The organism is Kitasatospora sp. NBC_00240 (assembly GCF_026342405.1).
Lineage (GTDB): Bacteria > Actinomycetota > Actinomycetes > Streptomycetales > Streptomycetaceae > Kitasatospora.
Window position 1 is genome coordinate 7,783,722 of record NZ_JAPEMU010000001.1, and the last position, 16,056, is coordinate 7,799,777.

12 protein-coding genes and 1 pseudogene are annotated in these 16,056 nt (G+C 74.2%); 8 read left to right on the plus strand and 5 right to left on the minus strand.

Going from position 1 to position 16,056, the window contains the following annotated elements:
• Positions 1–97: 97 nt before the first annotated feature.
• The 4 genes from OG689_RS33390 to OG689_RS33405 all read right to left on the minus strand — a co-directional run bounded on the left by OG689_RS33390 (position 98) and on the right by OG689_RS33405 (position 4,752).
• Positions 98–2,143 carry an MDR family MFS transporter gene (locus OG689_RS33390; RefSeq protein ID WP_266324552.1) on the minus strand — a complete coding sequence of 682 codons (2,046 nt, stop codon included), beginning with the start codon at positions 2,141–2,143 and terminating at the stop codon, positions 98–100.
• Positions 2,144–2,325: 182 nt separating this feature from the next.
• Complete coding sequence (locus OG689_RS33395; protein WP_266324553.1) at positions 2,326–2,751, minus strand: RidA family protein; 426 nt, start codon at positions 2,749–2,751, stop codon at positions 2,326–2,328.
• A gap of 121 nt (positions 2,752–2,872) precedes the next feature.
• Positions 2,873–3,625 carry an IclR family transcriptional regulator gene (locus OG689_RS33400; protein ID WP_073927290.1) on the minus strand — a complete coding sequence of 251 codons (753 nt, stop codon included), beginning with the start codon at positions 3,623–3,625 and terminating at the stop codon, positions 2,873–2,875.
• Entirely contained in the window at positions 3,622–4,752 is a 1,131-nt protein-coding gene (locus OG689_RS33405; RefSeq protein ID WP_266324554.1) for a sugar kinase, read from the minus strand. Before OG689_RS33405 ends, OG689_RS33400 begins: the two co-directional genes overlap by 4 nt.
• Before the next feature lie 192 nt (positions 4,753–4,944).
• Here OG689_RS33405 and OG689_RS33410 point away from each other — a divergent pair, with 192 nt between their 5' ends.
• The 8 genes and pseudogenes from OG689_RS33410 (at position 4,945) to OG689_RS33445 (ending at position 14,730) form a co-directional block, all read left to right on the plus strand.
• Positions 4,945–6,270, plus strand: a complete 1,326-nt coding sequence (locus OG689_RS33410; RefSeq protein ID WP_266324555.1) for an alanine racemase — start codon at positions 4,945–4,947, stop codon at positions 6,268–6,270.
• Entirely contained in the window at positions 6,270–7,913 is a 1,644-nt protein-coding gene (locus OG689_RS33415) for a D-aminoacylase (protein WP_266324556.1), read from the plus strand. The genes OG689_RS33410 and OG689_RS33415 overlap by 1 nt, the downstream gene beginning before the upstream one ends.
• A complete protein-coding gene (locus OG689_RS33420) occupies positions 7,910–8,566 on the plus strand; it encodes a bifunctional 4-hydroxy-2-oxoglutarate aldolase/2-dehydro-3-deoxy-phosphogluconate aldolase (protein ID WP_266324557.1) in 657 nt (218 codons plus the stop codon). The genes OG689_RS33415 and OG689_RS33420 overlap by 4 nt, the downstream gene beginning before the upstream one ends.
• A gap of 183 nt (positions 8,567–8,749) precedes the next feature.
• The gene (locus tag OG689_RS33425; RefSeq protein WP_266324558.1) at positions 8,750–10,264 is read left to right on the plus strand and encodes an MFS transporter; all 1,515 of its coding nucleotides are present in this window, start codon (positions 8,750–8,752) and stop codon (positions 10,262–10,264) included.
• A gap of 144 nt (positions 10,265–10,408) precedes the next feature.
• A complete protein-coding gene (locus OG689_RS33430) occupies positions 10,409–10,849 on the plus strand; it encodes an SRPBCC family protein (protein ID WP_266324559.1) in 441 nt (146 codons plus the stop codon).
• Between the two features lie 110 nt (positions 10,850–10,959).
• Positions 10,960–12,321: a carotenoid oxygenase family protein gene (locus OG689_RS33435; RefSeq protein WP_266324560.1), complete on the plus strand. Its 1,362-nt coding sequence runs from the start codon at positions 10,960–10,962 to the stop codon at positions 12,319–12,321.
• 141 nt (positions 12,322–12,462) lie between these two features.
• Positions 12,463–14,058, plus strand: a pseudogene (locus OG689_RS33440) (alpha-amylase family glycosyl hydrolase).
• Positions 14,059–14,166: 108 nt separating this feature from the next.
• The gene (locus tag OG689_RS33445; RefSeq protein WP_266324561.1) at positions 14,167–14,730 is read left to right on the plus strand and encodes a hypothetical protein; all 564 of its coding nucleotides are present in this window, start codon (positions 14,167–14,169) and stop codon (positions 14,728–14,730) included.
• A gap of 62 nt (positions 14,731–14,792) precedes the next feature.
• Here the strand turns inward: OG689_RS33445 and OG689_RS33450 are convergent, their stop codons facing one another.
• On the minus strand, positions 14,793–15,875 hold the full coding sequence (locus tag OG689_RS33450; protein WP_266324562.1) for a TetR/AcrR family transcriptional regulator C-terminal domain-containing protein: 1,083 nt from the start codon (positions 15,873–15,875) through the stop codon (positions 14,793–14,795).
• Positions 15,876–16,056: the final 181 nt, after the last annotated feature.

The window sequence follows — 16,056 nt, forward strand, 5'->3', positions numbered from 1 at the left end:
CGCTCATCGCTGCGGGCCCGGCCAGTTCGCGTTTTCCTCGGGGGGGGGGGATTGTCGGCGGCCGCATTCTTCCCCGGTCGGGCCGGCGGGATTCCCCTCAGGCCGGCACGCTCTCCCGGTGCACCTGGTCGTCCTCGTACAACCGGGTCGCGATGGCCTCGACCGCGCGGTCGAGCCGGGCCCGGTCCGTGGGATCGGTGACGTCCCAGTCGTCCAGGTGCCGGTCGATCCAGTGCCGCCAGGCCTCGGCCAGGCGCTCGACCTCGCGCTCGCCCTGAGGGGTGAGCGCCAGCACACCGTGCTCGCTCCCGGCGAGGCCCGCGTGCACGGTCCGCTCGGCGGCGGGCCGGACGACCTCCTCCGGCATGTGGTGCGCGGCGGCGATGGCCGGGAGCGTCGCACCGCCCTGGAGCTTGGTGCGCCAGTAGATCTGACCGAGCATCCAGGCCTGGTCCGGGCCGACCGTGCTGCCGGAGTCGGCCAGCAGCTGCCGCCCGATCTCCGGGCGGCCCTTGGCCTTGCGCAGCAGGTTGGCCAGCGCGCGCTCCAGCTGCCGGTCGGCGTCCCCGCTGTCCGGCGCCCCGAAGGCCTCGCCCATGTCGGAGGCGCCGGCCCGGGCACTGTCGCGCAGCGGCACCTCCTTCAGGAACCAGGCCACCACGAATCCCACCAGGGCGACCGGCACCACCCACTGGAAGACGTAGTTGATGGTGTCGGCGTAGGCCTGGACGAACGGCTGGGCCACGTCGGCCGGCAGGGCCCGCAGGGCCTGCGGGCTCTGCACCGCGGCCGGCGGCACACCGGGGGACTGCGCGAAGGCCTCCTCCAGGTTGGGGCCCAGCTGGTTGGTGAAGAGGGTGCCGAACACCGCCGTGCCGAAGGAGCTGCCGAGCGTCCGGAAGAAGGTGACGCCCGAGGTCGCGGTGCCCAGCTCGTGGTACGGGACGGTGTTCTGGACGGCGATGGTCAGCACCTGCATGGCCAGGCCGATGCCGAGCCCGAGGACGAACATGTACAGGGACTCCAGCCAGACACCGGTGGAGGGGCCCATCGTCGACATCAGGTACAGGCCCAGCGCCATCACGGCGGTGCCGAGGATCGGGAAGATCCGGTAGCGGCCGGTGCGGCTGACCACCACACCGGAGAGCACCGACATGCCGAGCAGGCCCACCACCATCGGCAGCGTGCGCACCCCCGAGCCGGTGGCCGAGACGCCGTCGACGAACTGCAGGTACGTCGGCAGGTAGGTCATCGCGCCGAGCATCGCGAAGCCGACGATGAAGCTGAGCACCGAGCAGACCGTGAAGACCGAGTTGCGGAAGAGGTGCATCGGCAGCATCGGCTCCGGGGCGCGCAGCTCCACCAGGACGAAGGCGACCAGCAGCAGCACCGAGACGGTGAACAGCCCGATGATCACGGGCGAGCTCCAGGCGTACTCGTTGCCGCCCCACTCCAGTCCGAGCACCAGGCCGCTGGCGCCCAGCGCGATCAGCACGATGCCGAGGTAGTCGATGACCGGTCGGACGGCGGCCCGGACCGAGGGGATCGTCCGGGCGGCCATCACGATCATCACCGCGGCGATCGGGATGTTGACGTAGAAGCACCAGCGCCAGGAGGCGTGGTCGGTGAACAGCCCGCCCAGGGTCGGGCCGACCACCGTGGTGACTCCGAAGACGGCGCCCAGCGCGCCCTGGTACTTGCCGCGTTCGCGCAGCGGGATGACGTCCGCGATCAGGGCCATCGCGGTGACCATCAGCCCGCCGCCGCCCACGCCCTGCACGGCCCGGCCGATGATCAGCACGGCCATGCCGTTGGCCGCACCGGAGATCACCGAGCCGGCGATGAAGATCACCGCGCTCACCTGGAAGACGATCTTGCGGCCGAACAGGTCGCCGAACTTGCCGACCAGCACGGTGGCGACGGTCTCGGCCAGCAGGTAGGCCGTCACCACCCAGGCCATGTGTCCGCCGCCGCCCAGGTCCGCCACGATGGTGGGCAGGGCGGTGGAGACGATGGTCTGGTCGAGTGCGGCCATCAGCATGCCGAGCACGATGGTCAGGAAGATGACGTTGGTCTGGCGCCGGCTCAGCGCGGGTGGCGGGGACGGCGCCGGCGCGGCCTCGGTCACGGTGGTGTCGGACATGGCCGGGCCTCCTGGGCGGGGAGCAGGTCAACCCAGCTTTGGCGCGGTGCGGCGGGCCCGCCACCGGAGCGGGCGTCCGGGTGGCCGGCGGCGGGCGACCGGGACGGGCCGGCCGGCACCGCCAACGGCGCGGCCCCGGACGGTCATGCCGTCCGGGGCCGCGGTCGCCCGCGGGCGGTCTGTCAGCCGATCACGGCCTGGGCGTCGATCTCCACCAGCATCGGCTCCTGCGGCAGCTCGCAGAAGATCGTCGTCCGGCAGGGCTTCACACCGCCCGGCTTGACGTTCTCGTCGATGAACTCGGCGTAGACCTCGTTCATGAGCGCGAAGTCCGAACGCTTGGTGAGGTAGACGCGGAACATCACCACGTCCTCGACGGTCGCGCCGCCGGCCTCGACGATGGCCTTGACGTTCTCCAGGGTCCGCCGGGTCTGCGCCTTCACGTCGCCCGGGTAGAGGTACTCGGCCGTCGCCGGGTCCTGCGGGCCCTGGCCGGACACCTGCAGGATCGGGCCCTTGCGGACGCCCTGGGAGAACATCCAGGCGGGGGCAGGGGCGCCGTCGGTACGGATCTCGACCTTGTCGCTCATGGCGGGGTGCTCGCTCATCTTCGGGGGTTCCTCGGTGGGTCGGGGCCCGGTGCGCCGCCGGGTGGTGCGGGCGGCGCGGGTCGGGCGGGGTCGGGGGAGACCGCGTGGGGTGGGGGCGGATCGGGGACGGCGGGCCGGGTCAGGCGGCGCCCGGCGGCAGGCCGCAGTCGGCGGAGACCGCCCGGGCCGTGGCCAGCAGCTGGGGCAGCAGCTCCAGCACCCGCTCGTACGGCAGCACCACGTCGGGCACCGAGATCGAGGCGGCCGCCACCACCCGGCCGGTGGCGTCCCGGACCGGCGCCGCCACACAGTTGATGAAGGACTCGTGCTCGGCGTGGTCCTGTGCCCAGCCGCGGGCCGCGACGGTGTCCAGCTCGGCCAGCAGCGCCTCGGGGGTGGTCAGCGTGTTGGCGGTGTACGGCGTGAAGTCGATGCCCGCCACCACCCGGCGCCGCTCGGCCACCGGCAGGTCGGCGAGCAGCACCTTGGCCACCGCCGCGCAGTGCAGTGCAGCCCGCAGGCCGATCCGCGAGTACATCCGCACCGGGTGCCGGGAGTCGTACTTGTCGATGTAGACCACCTCGCCGCCCTCGTACGCGGCCAGATGGACCGTCTGGCCGGTCGCCGAGTTCAGCGCCGCCAGGTGCGGCGCCGCCGCCCGGCGCACCCCGCGCTGCTCCAGCGCCAGACTGGACAGCGCGAACAGGCCGGCGCCGAGGTGGTAGCGGTACGCCGCGTCGCGGTAGACGAAGCGCTCCTCCTCCAGACTCTGCAGCAGGCGCAGCGCGGTGGTCTTGTGCACGCCGAGCAGCTCGGCCAGCTGGTCGAGGGAGCGCTCACCCTCGCCGAGCTCGGCGAGCAGGCGCAGGGCACGGGTGACGGTCTGGCTCATCTCGCTCCAACCACGGGGGACGCGCCCGGCCGGGACGGGAGCGCGGGAAGTACCGGGGACACGATGCCATCCGCCGCGACCCGGGTCGCGGCCCAGTCCCCGGCCGAGGCGTCCAGCAGGGCCGCCACCACCGCACGCGGGGGCAGTTCGGCCTGGTCGCCGGGCGCCGTCAGGGCGCAGGCCGCGCTGAGGTGGCCCAGCCGCAGCCGGCGGCGCTGGTCCAGGCCGCGCAGGGTGCCGGCCAGGTACCCGGCGGCGAAGGCGTCGCCGGCGCCGGTCGCCTCGACCACCTCCACGCTCAACGCGCTCTCGCTGACCGCGGCGCCGTCCCGGCCGACGGCGGTGACCAGCCGGTCGGCGTCCTTGACCACCACGGCGGCGGGGGAGGGGAAGCGGGCGCGCAGCGCGTGCGGGTCGCCGGTGCCGAGGACGGCCTCGGCCTCGTCGGCGCCGAGCAGCAGCAGGTCGGCGGCGTCCATCAGGGCGGGGAGCACGGCCGGGTCGCGGCCCTGCCACAGCGCGGGGCGCCAGTTCAGGTCGAAGCTGATCAGCAGGTCGCGGGTGGCCGCCGGGCGCGGGCGGCCCAGCAATGTCCGGACCAGCTCCAGGCAGCCGTCCGAGAGCGCCGGGGTGATGCCGGACAGGTGCAGCAGCCGGGCGCCGGCCAGCAGCCGGGCCGCCGCGGGCGCCGCCAGCAGGGCGGGGGAGAGGGCGGCGGCGGCCGAGCCGGCCCGGTAGTAGTGCAGCCGGCTGCGTCCGCTGCCGAGGTCGTACGGCTCGCCGGTCGAGCCGCCGACCTCCTTGAGGTAGATCCCGGTGGGGCGGGTGGGGTCGACCACGACCGCCGAGACGTCCACACCGCGCGCGGCCACCCCCGCCGTCAGCCGCCGGCCGAAGCCGTCGTCGCCGACCCGGCTGATCCAGCCGCTGCGCACACCCAGCGCCGCCAGGGTGCCGGCCACGTTCGACTCGGCGCCGCCCAGCGAGACCCGGAAGCCCTCGACGGTCTCCAGCGGGCCCGGCCGTTCGGGCAGCAGCACGGCCATCGACTCCCCCAGGCACACCGCCTCCGGGAGGCCGGCGGCGGCCTCCGGGTCCACGGTGGCCGCGGTGTCCTGACCTGCCATCTGGTGCGCTCCCTCATGTCTTGCCGTCGGCCGTCGACCGGTGCTTCGTCCACCGGTGCCCCGTCGCCCGACGGTCCGTTGACCGGTGTTCCGCGCCGATGCTAGAACCGTCTCATCAACATATGCAATAGTCGTTGCACATGTTGCAACCTCGTCGCCGGGCAGGGCCCGAGGAACAACTGGAGGCACAGGGTGAATCACACGCACGCAAGCAACGGCACCACGTACGCGAGCAGCAGCACCGGACCCGGCATCGACGCCGCCAAGGTCGCCGCGCTCGCCGACGAGACCCTCGACTGGCGGTTCAAGGCCCTGCCGGCCGCCGCCCAGGGGCTGACCGTCCGCGACTTCCTCGCCGGCCGGCCCGCCCTCGCCGACCTCGGCACCCCGCTGCTCACCCTCGACGCCGGCGCCCTCGACCACAACCTCACCACCATGGCCCGCTGGTGCGCCGAGGCCGGCGTCGCCCTCGCCCCCCACGGCAAGACCACCATGGCCCCCGCCCTCTGGCAGGCCCAGACCGACGCCGGCAGCCACGGCATCACCCTGGCCAACCTCCCGCAACTGCGGGTCGCCCGCGCCTTCGGCGTCGACCGGATCCAGCTCGCCAACACCCTGCTCGACCCGGCCGGACTCGGCTGGCTCGCCGCCGAACTCGACACCGACCCCGGCTTCGCCTTCACCTCCTGGGTCGACAGCGTCGACAGCGTCCGGCTGATGGACCGGGCGCTGCGCGCCGCCGGCGCCCGCCGCCCGGTCGAGGTACTCATCGAACTCGGCGGCCCCGCCGGACGCACCGGCGCCCGGACGGTGGCCGAGGCCGTCCAGGTCGCCGAGGCCGTACTCGCCGCACCCACCCTGCACCTGGCCGGCGTCGGCGGCTACGAGGGCGCCCTCGCCCACGACGCCGGCGAGCAGGCCCTCGCCACCGTCCGGGCGTACCTGCGCCGGCTCGCCGAACTGCACCGCGCCCTGACCGGCCGGTACGAGAGCCCGCGGCCGCTGGTCACCGCCGGCGGCAGCGCCTACTTCGACACCGTCGTCGAGGAGTTGAACCCCCTCGACGACGTCCTGGTGGTCATCCGGGCGGGCGCCTACCTGGCCCACGACGACGGCTTCTACCGCGGCATCTCGCCGCTCGCCCGTGGCGCCGGCACCCCGCTGCGCCCCGCCCTGCACGGCTGGGCCCGGGTGGTCTCCCATCCCGAACCGGACCTCTCCCTGCTGGACGCCGGCAAGCGCGACCTGCCCTTCGACGAGGGGATGCCCGAGCCGCAGCGCGTCCGCACCGCGTCCGGCGTCCGTAGCCTCGCCGGCACCGAGGCGCGGATCCGCCAACTCAACGACCAGCACGCCTTCCTGGTGGGGGCCGGCGAACAGGCCCCGGTCGGCGCCGTCGTCCGGCTCGGCCTCTCGCACCCCTGCACGGCCTTCGACAAGTGGACGTTGATCCCCGTCCTCGACGACGCCGACAGTGCCGATCCGCGGGTCGTCGGCCTGGTCAGGACGTACTTCTGATGGCCCGGCCCGAGGCCCCCGCGCCCCGGCCGGACCTGCTCCTGCGCGGGGCCACCGTGGTGGACGGCAGCGGCGCCGAACGCTACCGCGCCGACGTCCGCGTCACCGACGGCGTGATCGCCGAGATCGGCCGCCCCGACCTCGGCGGCGACCCCGGCGGCGCCCGGACGATCGACGCCGACGGGCTGGTGCTCGCCCCCGGCTTCATCGACATGCACGCCCACTCCGACCTGCGGCTGCTCGTCGAACCCGAGCACCCGTCCCGGGTCACCCAGGGCGTCACCTGCGAGGTGCTCGGCCAGGACGGCCTCTCCTACGCACCCGTCGACGACCGCACGCTGCCCGCGCTGCGCCGCCAGATCGCCGGCTGGAACGGCGACCCGGACGGCTTCGACTGGAGCTGGCGCGGCGTCGGCGAGTACCTGGACCGCCTCGACGGGGGCATCGCCGTCAACGCCTGCTACCTGGTGCCGCACGGATCCGTCCGGATGCTCGCGATGGGCTGGGACAACCGCCCGCCCACGCCGGCCGAACTCGACCGGATGCGGCACCTGGTCGCCCAGGGGCTGCGCGAGGGCGCGGTCGGCATGTCCAGCGGGCTCACCTACACCCCCGGGATGTACGCCGACACCGCCGAACTGGTCGCCCTCTGCGAGGTGGTCGCCTCCTACGGGGGCTACCACGCGCCGCACCAGCGCTCCTACGGCGCGGGCGCGTTGGAGGGGTACGCGGAGATGGTGGAGATCGCCCGCAGGTCCGGCTGCCCGCTGCACCTCACCCACGCCACGATGAACTTCGGCGTCAACGAGGGCCGGGCCGGCGAGCTGCTGGACCTGGTCGACCGGGCGATCGCGGACGGCTGCGACCTCACCCTGGACAGCTACCCGTACCTGCCCGGCTCCACCACCCTGGCGGCCCTGCTGCCCAGTTGGGCGACCGAAGGCGGTCCGGACGCCACCCTCGGCCGGCTCGCCGACCCCGCCGCCCGGGAGCGGATCAGGGTCGAGGTGGAGGAGAAGGGCAGCGACGGCTGCCACGGCGTCGTCGCCGACTGGGCCACCGTGCAGATCTCCGGTGTGGGCAACCAGGCCCTCGCCGCCACCGTCGGGCGGACCGTCGCCGAGCTCGCCGCCGAGCGCGGGAGCGGCGGCACCGAGGTCTTCCTCGACCTGCTGCTGGAGGACGCACTGGCCACCACCATCCTCCAGCACGTCGGCCACGAGGAGAACGTCCGTGCGATCATGCGCCACTCCGCGCACACCGCCGGCAGCGACGGCCTGCTGGTCGGCGCCCGGCCGCACCCCCGGGCCTGGGGCACCTTCGCCCGCTACCTCGGCCGCTACAGCCGGGAGTTGGGCGTCCTCACGCTGGAGGAGACGGTCGCCCGGATGACCGGCCGCCCGGCCCGGCGGCTGCGGCTGGACCGGCGCGGCCTGATCCGCCCCGGCCACCACGCCGACCTGGTGCTGTTCGACCCCGCCGCCGTCCGGGACACCGCCACCTTCGACGAACCCAGACTGCCCGCCGCCGGCATCGAGCACGTCTACGTCAACGGCGTCGCCGTGGTCGAGCGGGGCCGTACCACCGGCGCCCGGCCCGGCCGCGCCCTGCGCCGCACCGAACAAGGAGTCCGAGCCCTGTGAGCAACCCCAGCAGCCCCACCGGCACCGTCCTGGCCGACGCCCGGGCCGCGCTGGCCGCCGACCCGGTGATCGCCGTCGTCCGCGCACCCCGGATACCCGACGCCGCCGCGCTCTGCGCCGCCCTCGCCGCCGGCGGCATCACCTGGGTCGAATTCACCTTCACCACACCGGATGTGACGGACCATCTGCACAAAGCCGCCATCGCCGGCTGGCGGGTCGGCGTCGGCACCGTGCTGACCGCCCGGCAGGCCGAGCAGGGCGTCGAGGCCGGCGCGGCCTTCCTGGTCACCCCCGGCGTACGGCCCGAGGTCGCGCACGCCGCGCACGCGGCCGGCGTCCCCGCGGTGCTCGGCGCGCTCACCCCCACCGAGGTCGCGCAGGCGGTGGACCTGGGCGCCGCCGCCGTGAAGATCTTCCCCGCGAAGGCCTTCGGCCCCGGCTACTTCAAGGACCTGAACGGGCCCTACCCGGGCCTCCCGCTGGTGGCCTCCGGCGGCGTCAACGCGGGCAACGCCGCCGAGTTCCTCGCCCACGGCGCGCTCGCCGTCTGCGCCGGGACGGACGTCGTCCCGCCCGCCGTGGTCGCCGAAGGGGACTGGGCCGAGATCACCCGCCGGGCCCGGGCCTTCACCGCCGCCTGCCGCCCGAGCTGACCGGCCTCGTCCGGTACGCGCCGCCGGAGGCGTACCGCACCCCAACCGAGCGGGAGGCGCCCGCCCGGCGTGACCCGGGGTGACCCCGGTTGACCCGGGGTGGACAGCTGCGGACAGGAGTGGACAGTCCCCGCCCGTCCCGGACCTGGAAAGTGGACACCGTCCGGTACCAGGCTCCGTGCCATGAACCTCCTACGCATCCAGGCGGACCGGGCGGCCCCCGCCCCCCGGCCGGGGGCCGCGCTCGCGGCGCTCGCCGCGGCCCAGTTCACCGTCATGCTCGCCACCTCGATCGTGAACGTGGCGCTGCCGCAGATCCGCGCCGGGGTGGGGCTGTCCGACGGCGGCGTCACCTGGGTCGTCAACGCCTACGGGCTGGCGTTCGGGGCGCTGCTCCTGGCCGGTGGGCGGGCGGCCGACCTGCTCGGGCGCCGCCGGGTGCTGATCGCGGGCCTCGCGCTGTTCGCGGGCGCCTCGGCGGCGGCCGGACTGGCCACCTCCTCAGGCCTGTTGATCGCCGCACGCGCCGCCCAGGGCCTCGGCGCCGCCGCCGTCGCCCCGGCCGCGCTCGCCCTGGCGATGGAGCTGTTCCCGTCCGGTCCCGGGCGGGGCAGGGCGCTGGGAGTGTGGGGCGCGGTCTCCGGCGCGGGCGGGGCGGGCGGCGTCCTGCTGGGCGGTGTGCTCACCCAGGCCTGGGGCTGGCCCTGGATCTTCCACGCCGTGGCGCTCGGGACGACGCTGGTCCTGGCCGCCGTGGCGCTCCTCGTGCCACGGGCGGCCGGCCGCAAGGCCGGGCGGTTCGACCTGCTCGGCACCGCCGTCGTCACACTCGCCCTGACCTGCCTGGTCTGGGGGCTGACCACCGCGCGGTCCGCCGGCTGGACGGACGCCCGGGTACTCGGCGCCCTGCTCGGCGCCGCCGCGCTGCTCGCGGCCTTCACCGCGATCGAGCTCCGCCGGCCGGACGCGCTGATGCCGCCCCGGCTGTTCGCCACCGGCCGGGTCGCGGCGGGCAACCTGCTGATGGCGCTGCTCGGGTCCGTCTGGATCGCCCTGTTCTTCTTCCTGCCGCTCTACCAGCAACAGGTCCTCGGATCCAGTCCGTTGGCCACCGGGGCCGGCCAACTCCCGCTCGCCGGCGCCAATATGCTCGGCGCCGCGCTGGCGCCCCGGATCTCCCGCCGGATCGGCGCCACCGTCACCCTGACCGCGGCCCTGCTCACCGAGGCCGCCGGGCTGCTGTGGCTGTCCCGGATCGGCGCCGACGGGAGCTACCTGGCCGACGTCCTCGGCCCGAGCATCCTGATCGGCCTCGGCCTCAGTACCGCCTTCGTCCTGCTCACCGCCCTGGCCGTGGACGGCGTCCCGCCGCAGGACGCGGGCCTGGCCGGCGGACTGGTCAACACCACCCGCCAGGTCGGCGGGGCGATCGGCCTCGCGGCCCTGGCCACCCTGGCCGGCTCGGTCACCGCCCACGCGGCCACCCACCAGCCCCGCCTGGAAGCCCTCACCGCCGGGTACCGCGCCGCCTTCACCGTCTCGGCCGCGGTCCTGGCCGCCACCGCACTCCTCGCCGTGCCGCTCACCCGTCGCACCCGCCGGCAGGGCGGGGCCGGCCCTGCCCGCCCCGGGACGGCGGCCGTGCCGACGGCGGCGCCCCGGCCGGGCCGGTCGACCGACCACGCACCCAGCACCTGATCCGCGCCCAGCACCCGATCCGCGCTCACCATCTGATCCGCACCCGACGGCCGGGACCCGGTCCCGTCGTCCCCACCGATCCCGCGACCGTCACGGATCCCTGCACCACCACCGATCCGTCCCGACCACCCACAAGGACAGCGCATGCACACCATCGACACCACCGCCCCCGTCGTCGTCCGCCTGACGAGAGCGATCGACGCGCCGCTCGCCACGGTCTGGGCGCTGCACACCGACATCGACAACTGGCCGGTCTGGAACGTCGACATCGACCAGGCCGCGCTCGGCGGCCCGACGGAGGTCGGCAGCAGCTTCAGCTGGCGCACCCACGGGCTGAGCATCACCTCCACCATCAGCGAACTCGTCCCCGGGCGGCGGATCGTCTGGGGCGGGACCGTCGAGGGCATCGTCGGCATCCACAGCTGGACCTTCGAGCAGAGCGGCGACCAGGTCGTCGTCCATACCGAGGAATCCTGGAGCGGCGAGCCCGTGGACGCCGCCGCCGACGAACTCGCCACGGCCCTGCGGACCTCGCTGGAGAGCTGGCTCGACAGCCTCAAGGCCCGCGCCGAGCAGTCGGGTTGAGCGCACCGAACCACCGACCGCACCACCGACGGCATCAGCCACCGCGCCGCCCACGACCGACCACGACCGAGCACGACCGACCACGACCGAAGAAACCCGAGGGTCCGACCATGACCAGCAAGCCGTACCTGACCGGCCACTACACCCCCGTCGCCGACGAGATCACCGCCACCGGACTCACCGTCGAGGGCACCCTGCCCCCCGAGCTGACCGGCCGGCTGATCCGCAACAGCCACAACCCGAAGCCCGGCGTCACCCCGAGCCACTGGTTCAAGGGCAGCGGCATGGTGCACGGCATCCGGCTGCGCGAGGGCCGCGCCGAGTGGTACCGCAACCGATGGGTGCACACCCCCGCACTCGACGGCGCCCCGTACGTGACCGAGCACGGCATCGACTTCGCCGCCAGCACCGCCGGCACCCACGTCATCGAGCACGCCGGCCGGCTGCTCGCCCTGTGCGAGGCCAACCTGCCCTTCGAGCTGACCCCGGAGCTCGAGACCGTCGGGGCCCACGACTTCGGCGGCAAGCTGCGCGGTGCGATGACCGCGCACCCCAAGGTCGACCCGGTGTCGGGGGAGCTGCACTTCTTCGGGTCCTCGCCGTTCCCGCCGTTCCTGACGTACTACGTCGCCGACGCCAAGGGCGAGATCGTGCACAGCGCCGAGGTCCCCGGCGCGACCGCCTCGCTCAAGCACGACTTCGCCGTGACCCGCCGCCATGTGGTGTTCGTCGAGGGCAGCGTCACCTTCGACCCCGCCGAGCATTCCGGCATCCCCTACGGCTGGAGCGACCGGCAGCCCTCCCGGATCGGCGTGATGCCCCGTGGGGCCGACGGCGCCGGGCAGATCCGCTGGTTCTCCATCGAGCCCGGCAACATGCTGCACGCGGCCAACGCGTACGAGGACGGCCGGGGCCGCATCGTGCTGGAGGGTCCGACGGTGGACCGCGAGGGGTTCCAGCTGTCCTGGAACTGGTGGGTCGGCGCGCCCGGGCGCGGGACCGAGCCCAACACCCGTTCCTACACCCGCCGCTGGGTGATCGACATGGCGGCAGGTACGGTCGACGAGCAGATCATCGACGACCTCGCGGTGGAGTTCCCGACTCTCAACGAGGACTACCTGGGCACCGAGCACCGCTACCAGTACGCGGTGTCCTTCCCGGACCAGGAGGGCTTCGGCGGCTACGGCGTGGTCAAGTACGACCGGATCACCGGAGCCCGCCGCATCCACCAGGTCGGCGACGCCAGGCTGCCCAGCGAGGCGGTGTTCGTCCCGGCGGCCGGTGCCACCAACGAGGACGACGGCTATCTGCTCACCGTCGTCTCCGACCTCAAGCAGGACACCTCCCAGCTGCTGGTCCTGGACGCCGCCGGGCTCGACCGGGTCGCCACCGTCCACCTGCCCCGCCGCGTGACCGCCGGCATCCACGGCTCCTGGATCCCCGACGGCGACCTGGACGGCGCCCAGGGCTGACCCGTCCTCCCCGGGGGCGCGGCACCGCCCGCCCCCGGGGACGTCCCGGGCGTCGACCGGCCCACGCTGTCGTACCGGCCCGCGATGGACGAGAATCCGTAGTCCGGCACCACCCCGGACCCGGCAGGAGGATCCATCCCCATGACCTCGACCCGCCCCGGCCCCGCCTGGCTGACCGACGCCGTCCTCTACCAGATCTATCCGCAGACCTATGCCGACTCCGACGGCGACGGCATCGGCGACTTCGCCGGCATCACCGCCCGCCTGGACCACCTCGCCTGGCTCGGCATCGACGCGCTCTGGCTCAACCCGTGCTTCGCCTCCCCGTTCCGCGACGCCGGCTACGACGTCTCCGACTACCTCAGCACGGCGCCCCGGTACGGCGGCACCGACGACCTGGTGGCGCTGGTGGACGCGGCCCGCGCCCGGGGCATCAAAGTCCTGCTCGACCTGGTGGCCGGGCACACCTCCGACCGGCACCCGTGGTTCCTCGCCTCGGCCGGCGACGCGGCGGACCACCGTTACATCTGGTCCGACCGGCCCGCCGAGGGATTCGTCGCCTCGCCCGGCACCCGGGCCGGCTGGTACCTGCCGAACTTCTTCGACTGCCAGCCCGCACTCAACTTCGGCTACGCCCGGACGAACGCGGCCGAGCCCTGGCGCCAGGGCGTGGACGCCGAGGGCCCGCGTGCCAACCGCGCGGCGCTGTACGAGATCATGGACCACTGGCTGCGGCTCGGCATCGCCGGCTTCCGGGTCGACATGGCCTCCTCGCTGGTCAAGGACGACCCGGGCAAGACCGAGACCGCCAAGCTCTGGACCGAACTACGGGACCGGCTGGACCGCGAGCACCCGCAGGCGGCGCTCTTCGCCGAGTGGGGCGACCCGGCCGCGGCCGTCGCGGCCGGGTTCCACGCCGACTTCTTCCTGCAGTTCGGCGGCCCCGACGACGGCCTGCCGCTGCGCTCGCTCTGGAACAACAACGCCGGTACGGTGCACGAGCAATGGCAGCAGGGCCCGTGCTAATTCGACGCGGCGGGCCAGGGTTCGCCGCGGTACTTCATCGACGCCTGGCGGGCCGCCGCGGACCTGACCGAGGGCGCCGGGCACCTCGCGTTGCCCACCGCCAACCACGACTTCTCGCGGCTGTGCACCGGCCCGCGCACCCGGGAGCAGCTCGCCGCCGCGTTCGCCTTCCAGCTCACCTGGCCGACCGTGCCCGCCGTGTACTACGGCGACGAGATCGGCATGCGCTACCTGCCCGGCCTGCCCGACACCGAGGGCAGCGTGCTCGGCCCCCGGTACAACCGGGCCGGGTCGCGCACCCCCATGCAGTGGGAGCCGGGTCCGGAGGCGGGTTTCTCCACCGCTCCCGCGGACCGGTTCTACCTGCCGGTCGACCCCGACCCGGACCGCCCCGACGTGGCCACCCAGCGGGCCGACCCCGACTCCCTGCTCCAGCTGGTCCGGCGCCTGATCGCGCTGCGGCGCGCGCACCCCGCCCTCGGCGCGCACGGCACGGTCGAGGTGCTGCACGACGGCTACCCACTGGTCCACCTGCGCGGCGGCCGCTACCTGGTGGCCGTCAACCCCGGCCGGGAGCCGGTGGAGTTGCCGCTCCCGCTCGCGGCTCGGGCCGTGGCGGGGGCCCGGGTGCTGGAGGCCAGGGGTGTCGGCCTGGGTGCCGGGACGCTGCGGGCGGACGGGTTCTCGTACGGGATCTTCGAACTCGGCTGAGCCGGCCGGATCCGTCGGTGCGGCCCGTCGGTGCGGCCCGTCGGTGCGGCCCGCCGGTGCGAGACTGACCCGCCGGAAGCGGTGCGGCGGTCTCGGAGGTGCGGGCGGATGGGTGAGCAGCGGGCAAGGGTGACCTGGGAGCGGCGGTTGCCGGGCTTTCTCCATCCGCCGGCCCTGCTGGACACCCCGGGGAGCAGCGCGGACCGGGTGGTCGCGCCGCGGCTGGCGCTGTTCTTCCTGACCGCGGCGGCGGTTCTGGTGCCGTGGACCACCTGGCTGTTCCTGACCCTGCCGGAGCGGGAGCAGGCGGAGCGGTGGAACGTCGCCTGGGGCGGGTTCGACGCCCTGCTGGTGATCGTGTTCGCCGGGCCGGCGGTGCGCATACTCCGGCTGTCGGTGAAGAGCGCGGCCGTGAACGCCGTGGCGGCCGCCCTGCTGGTGGTCGACGCCTGGTTCGACGTGATGCTGGCGCCCGCCGGGGAGCTGCCGGTGGCCCTGCTGATGGCGGGGTTGGTCGAGCTGCCGATGGCGTTCCTCTGCGCGCGGACCTCGCTGCGGGTGCTGTCGCTGATGGAGCAGGCGCGGCCGTACCTGGTGGAGGCCGGGTTCACGGTCCGGCAGGGGCGGTTGGTGCCTCCGGAGGACTGGGCGCGGGAGGGTGCGCGGGGGTAGCTCGCCGGGGCCCGGCGTTCCGAACGGTTTCCTCGGGCCACCGGGCCCCGGCCGGTCCGTGGTCAGGCCCCCGCCGGGGGTTGCGTCCGGCCCTCGACCAGGTCGGTGAGGCCGTCGAGCAGGGAGCGGAGCCCGAACTCGAAGAGCGTGTCGAGGTCGAGGTCGTAGCCGCCCTCGATCGACTGGACGAGCCTGCTGAACACCGGGTAGCGGGGCGAGGTGGTGATGGCCCGGAAGGCGGGGGCCTGACGGTCCATCCACTCGTCCTCGGAGAGGCCGCTGGCGGCCTCGGCCTGGGCCTCGCGTTCCAGGTTGGCCGCGATGCCCTCGACGTAGCCGTAGACCAGCACGTGCACGTCGAGCATGGTCCTGGCGTCGAGGCCGCGGCCGTCCAGCGCGCTGAGCGCCCATTCGGCGTGGACCATCAGGTTGGGCAGCAGCAGGGGTCGGGTGAGCGACCCGAGCTGGGCCAGCCAGGGGTGCCGGCGGAACAGCGACCACAGCGTCCGCGCGCTCAACTCCAGCTGTGCGCGCCAGCCTTCCGGGGCGGTGGCGGGGTACGCCGCCTCACCGAATGCCGAGTCGGCCATCAGCAGCAGGAGTTCCTCCTTGCTGCCGACGTACCGGTAGGGGGACATCGCGGCCACGCCCAGCCGCGCCGCCACCCCGCGCATGGAGAGCGCGGTGAGCCCCTCGGCGTCGACGATCTCCACGGCGGCGCGGACGATCCGGGCCCGGGTCAGCTCCTGGTCGCTCTCAGGCTGGCTCTCCGGGCCGGTTTCCTGCTCCGGGCCCGGGGCGGGGAGTGGCGCGTGGTCCGTCCGGCGGCTCGCCCGGGCGGGCGGCTCGCCCGGCGTCCGGGCCGGGTGCCGACCCTGGCCCCGGTGCCGGCCCTGTTCGCGGACCGGGCCCGGGGTGCGGACCCCGGGCGCCACCACGGTGCCGACCCGGGGGCGGGACTCCACCAGCCCCTCCAGGCTCAGCGTGGTCAGCACCTTGGTGGCGGTGGCCAGGGCCACCCCCCATTCCTCGGCGATCCGGCGGGTCGACGGCACCCGCTCGCCCGCGGCGAGCTCGCCCTCGGTGATACGTCGGCGGAGTTCGGCGGCGATGCGCCGGAACGGTGGGTCGGTCTCCGGGGTCACGACGGCGGGCTCCCAAGAAATATTTTTCGGACGCGTGAATCCTGTACTAGTGCAGAGCCTAGCAGGGAAGGCTCGCTCGAATGGCCCGGATGGAGGTCTCTGAGCTAGTACACAGAAGGGAAAAGGGCGATTGGCAGGGCTGCGCGTACGGCGTACATTCAGAAGCGCGTACATCGTACAA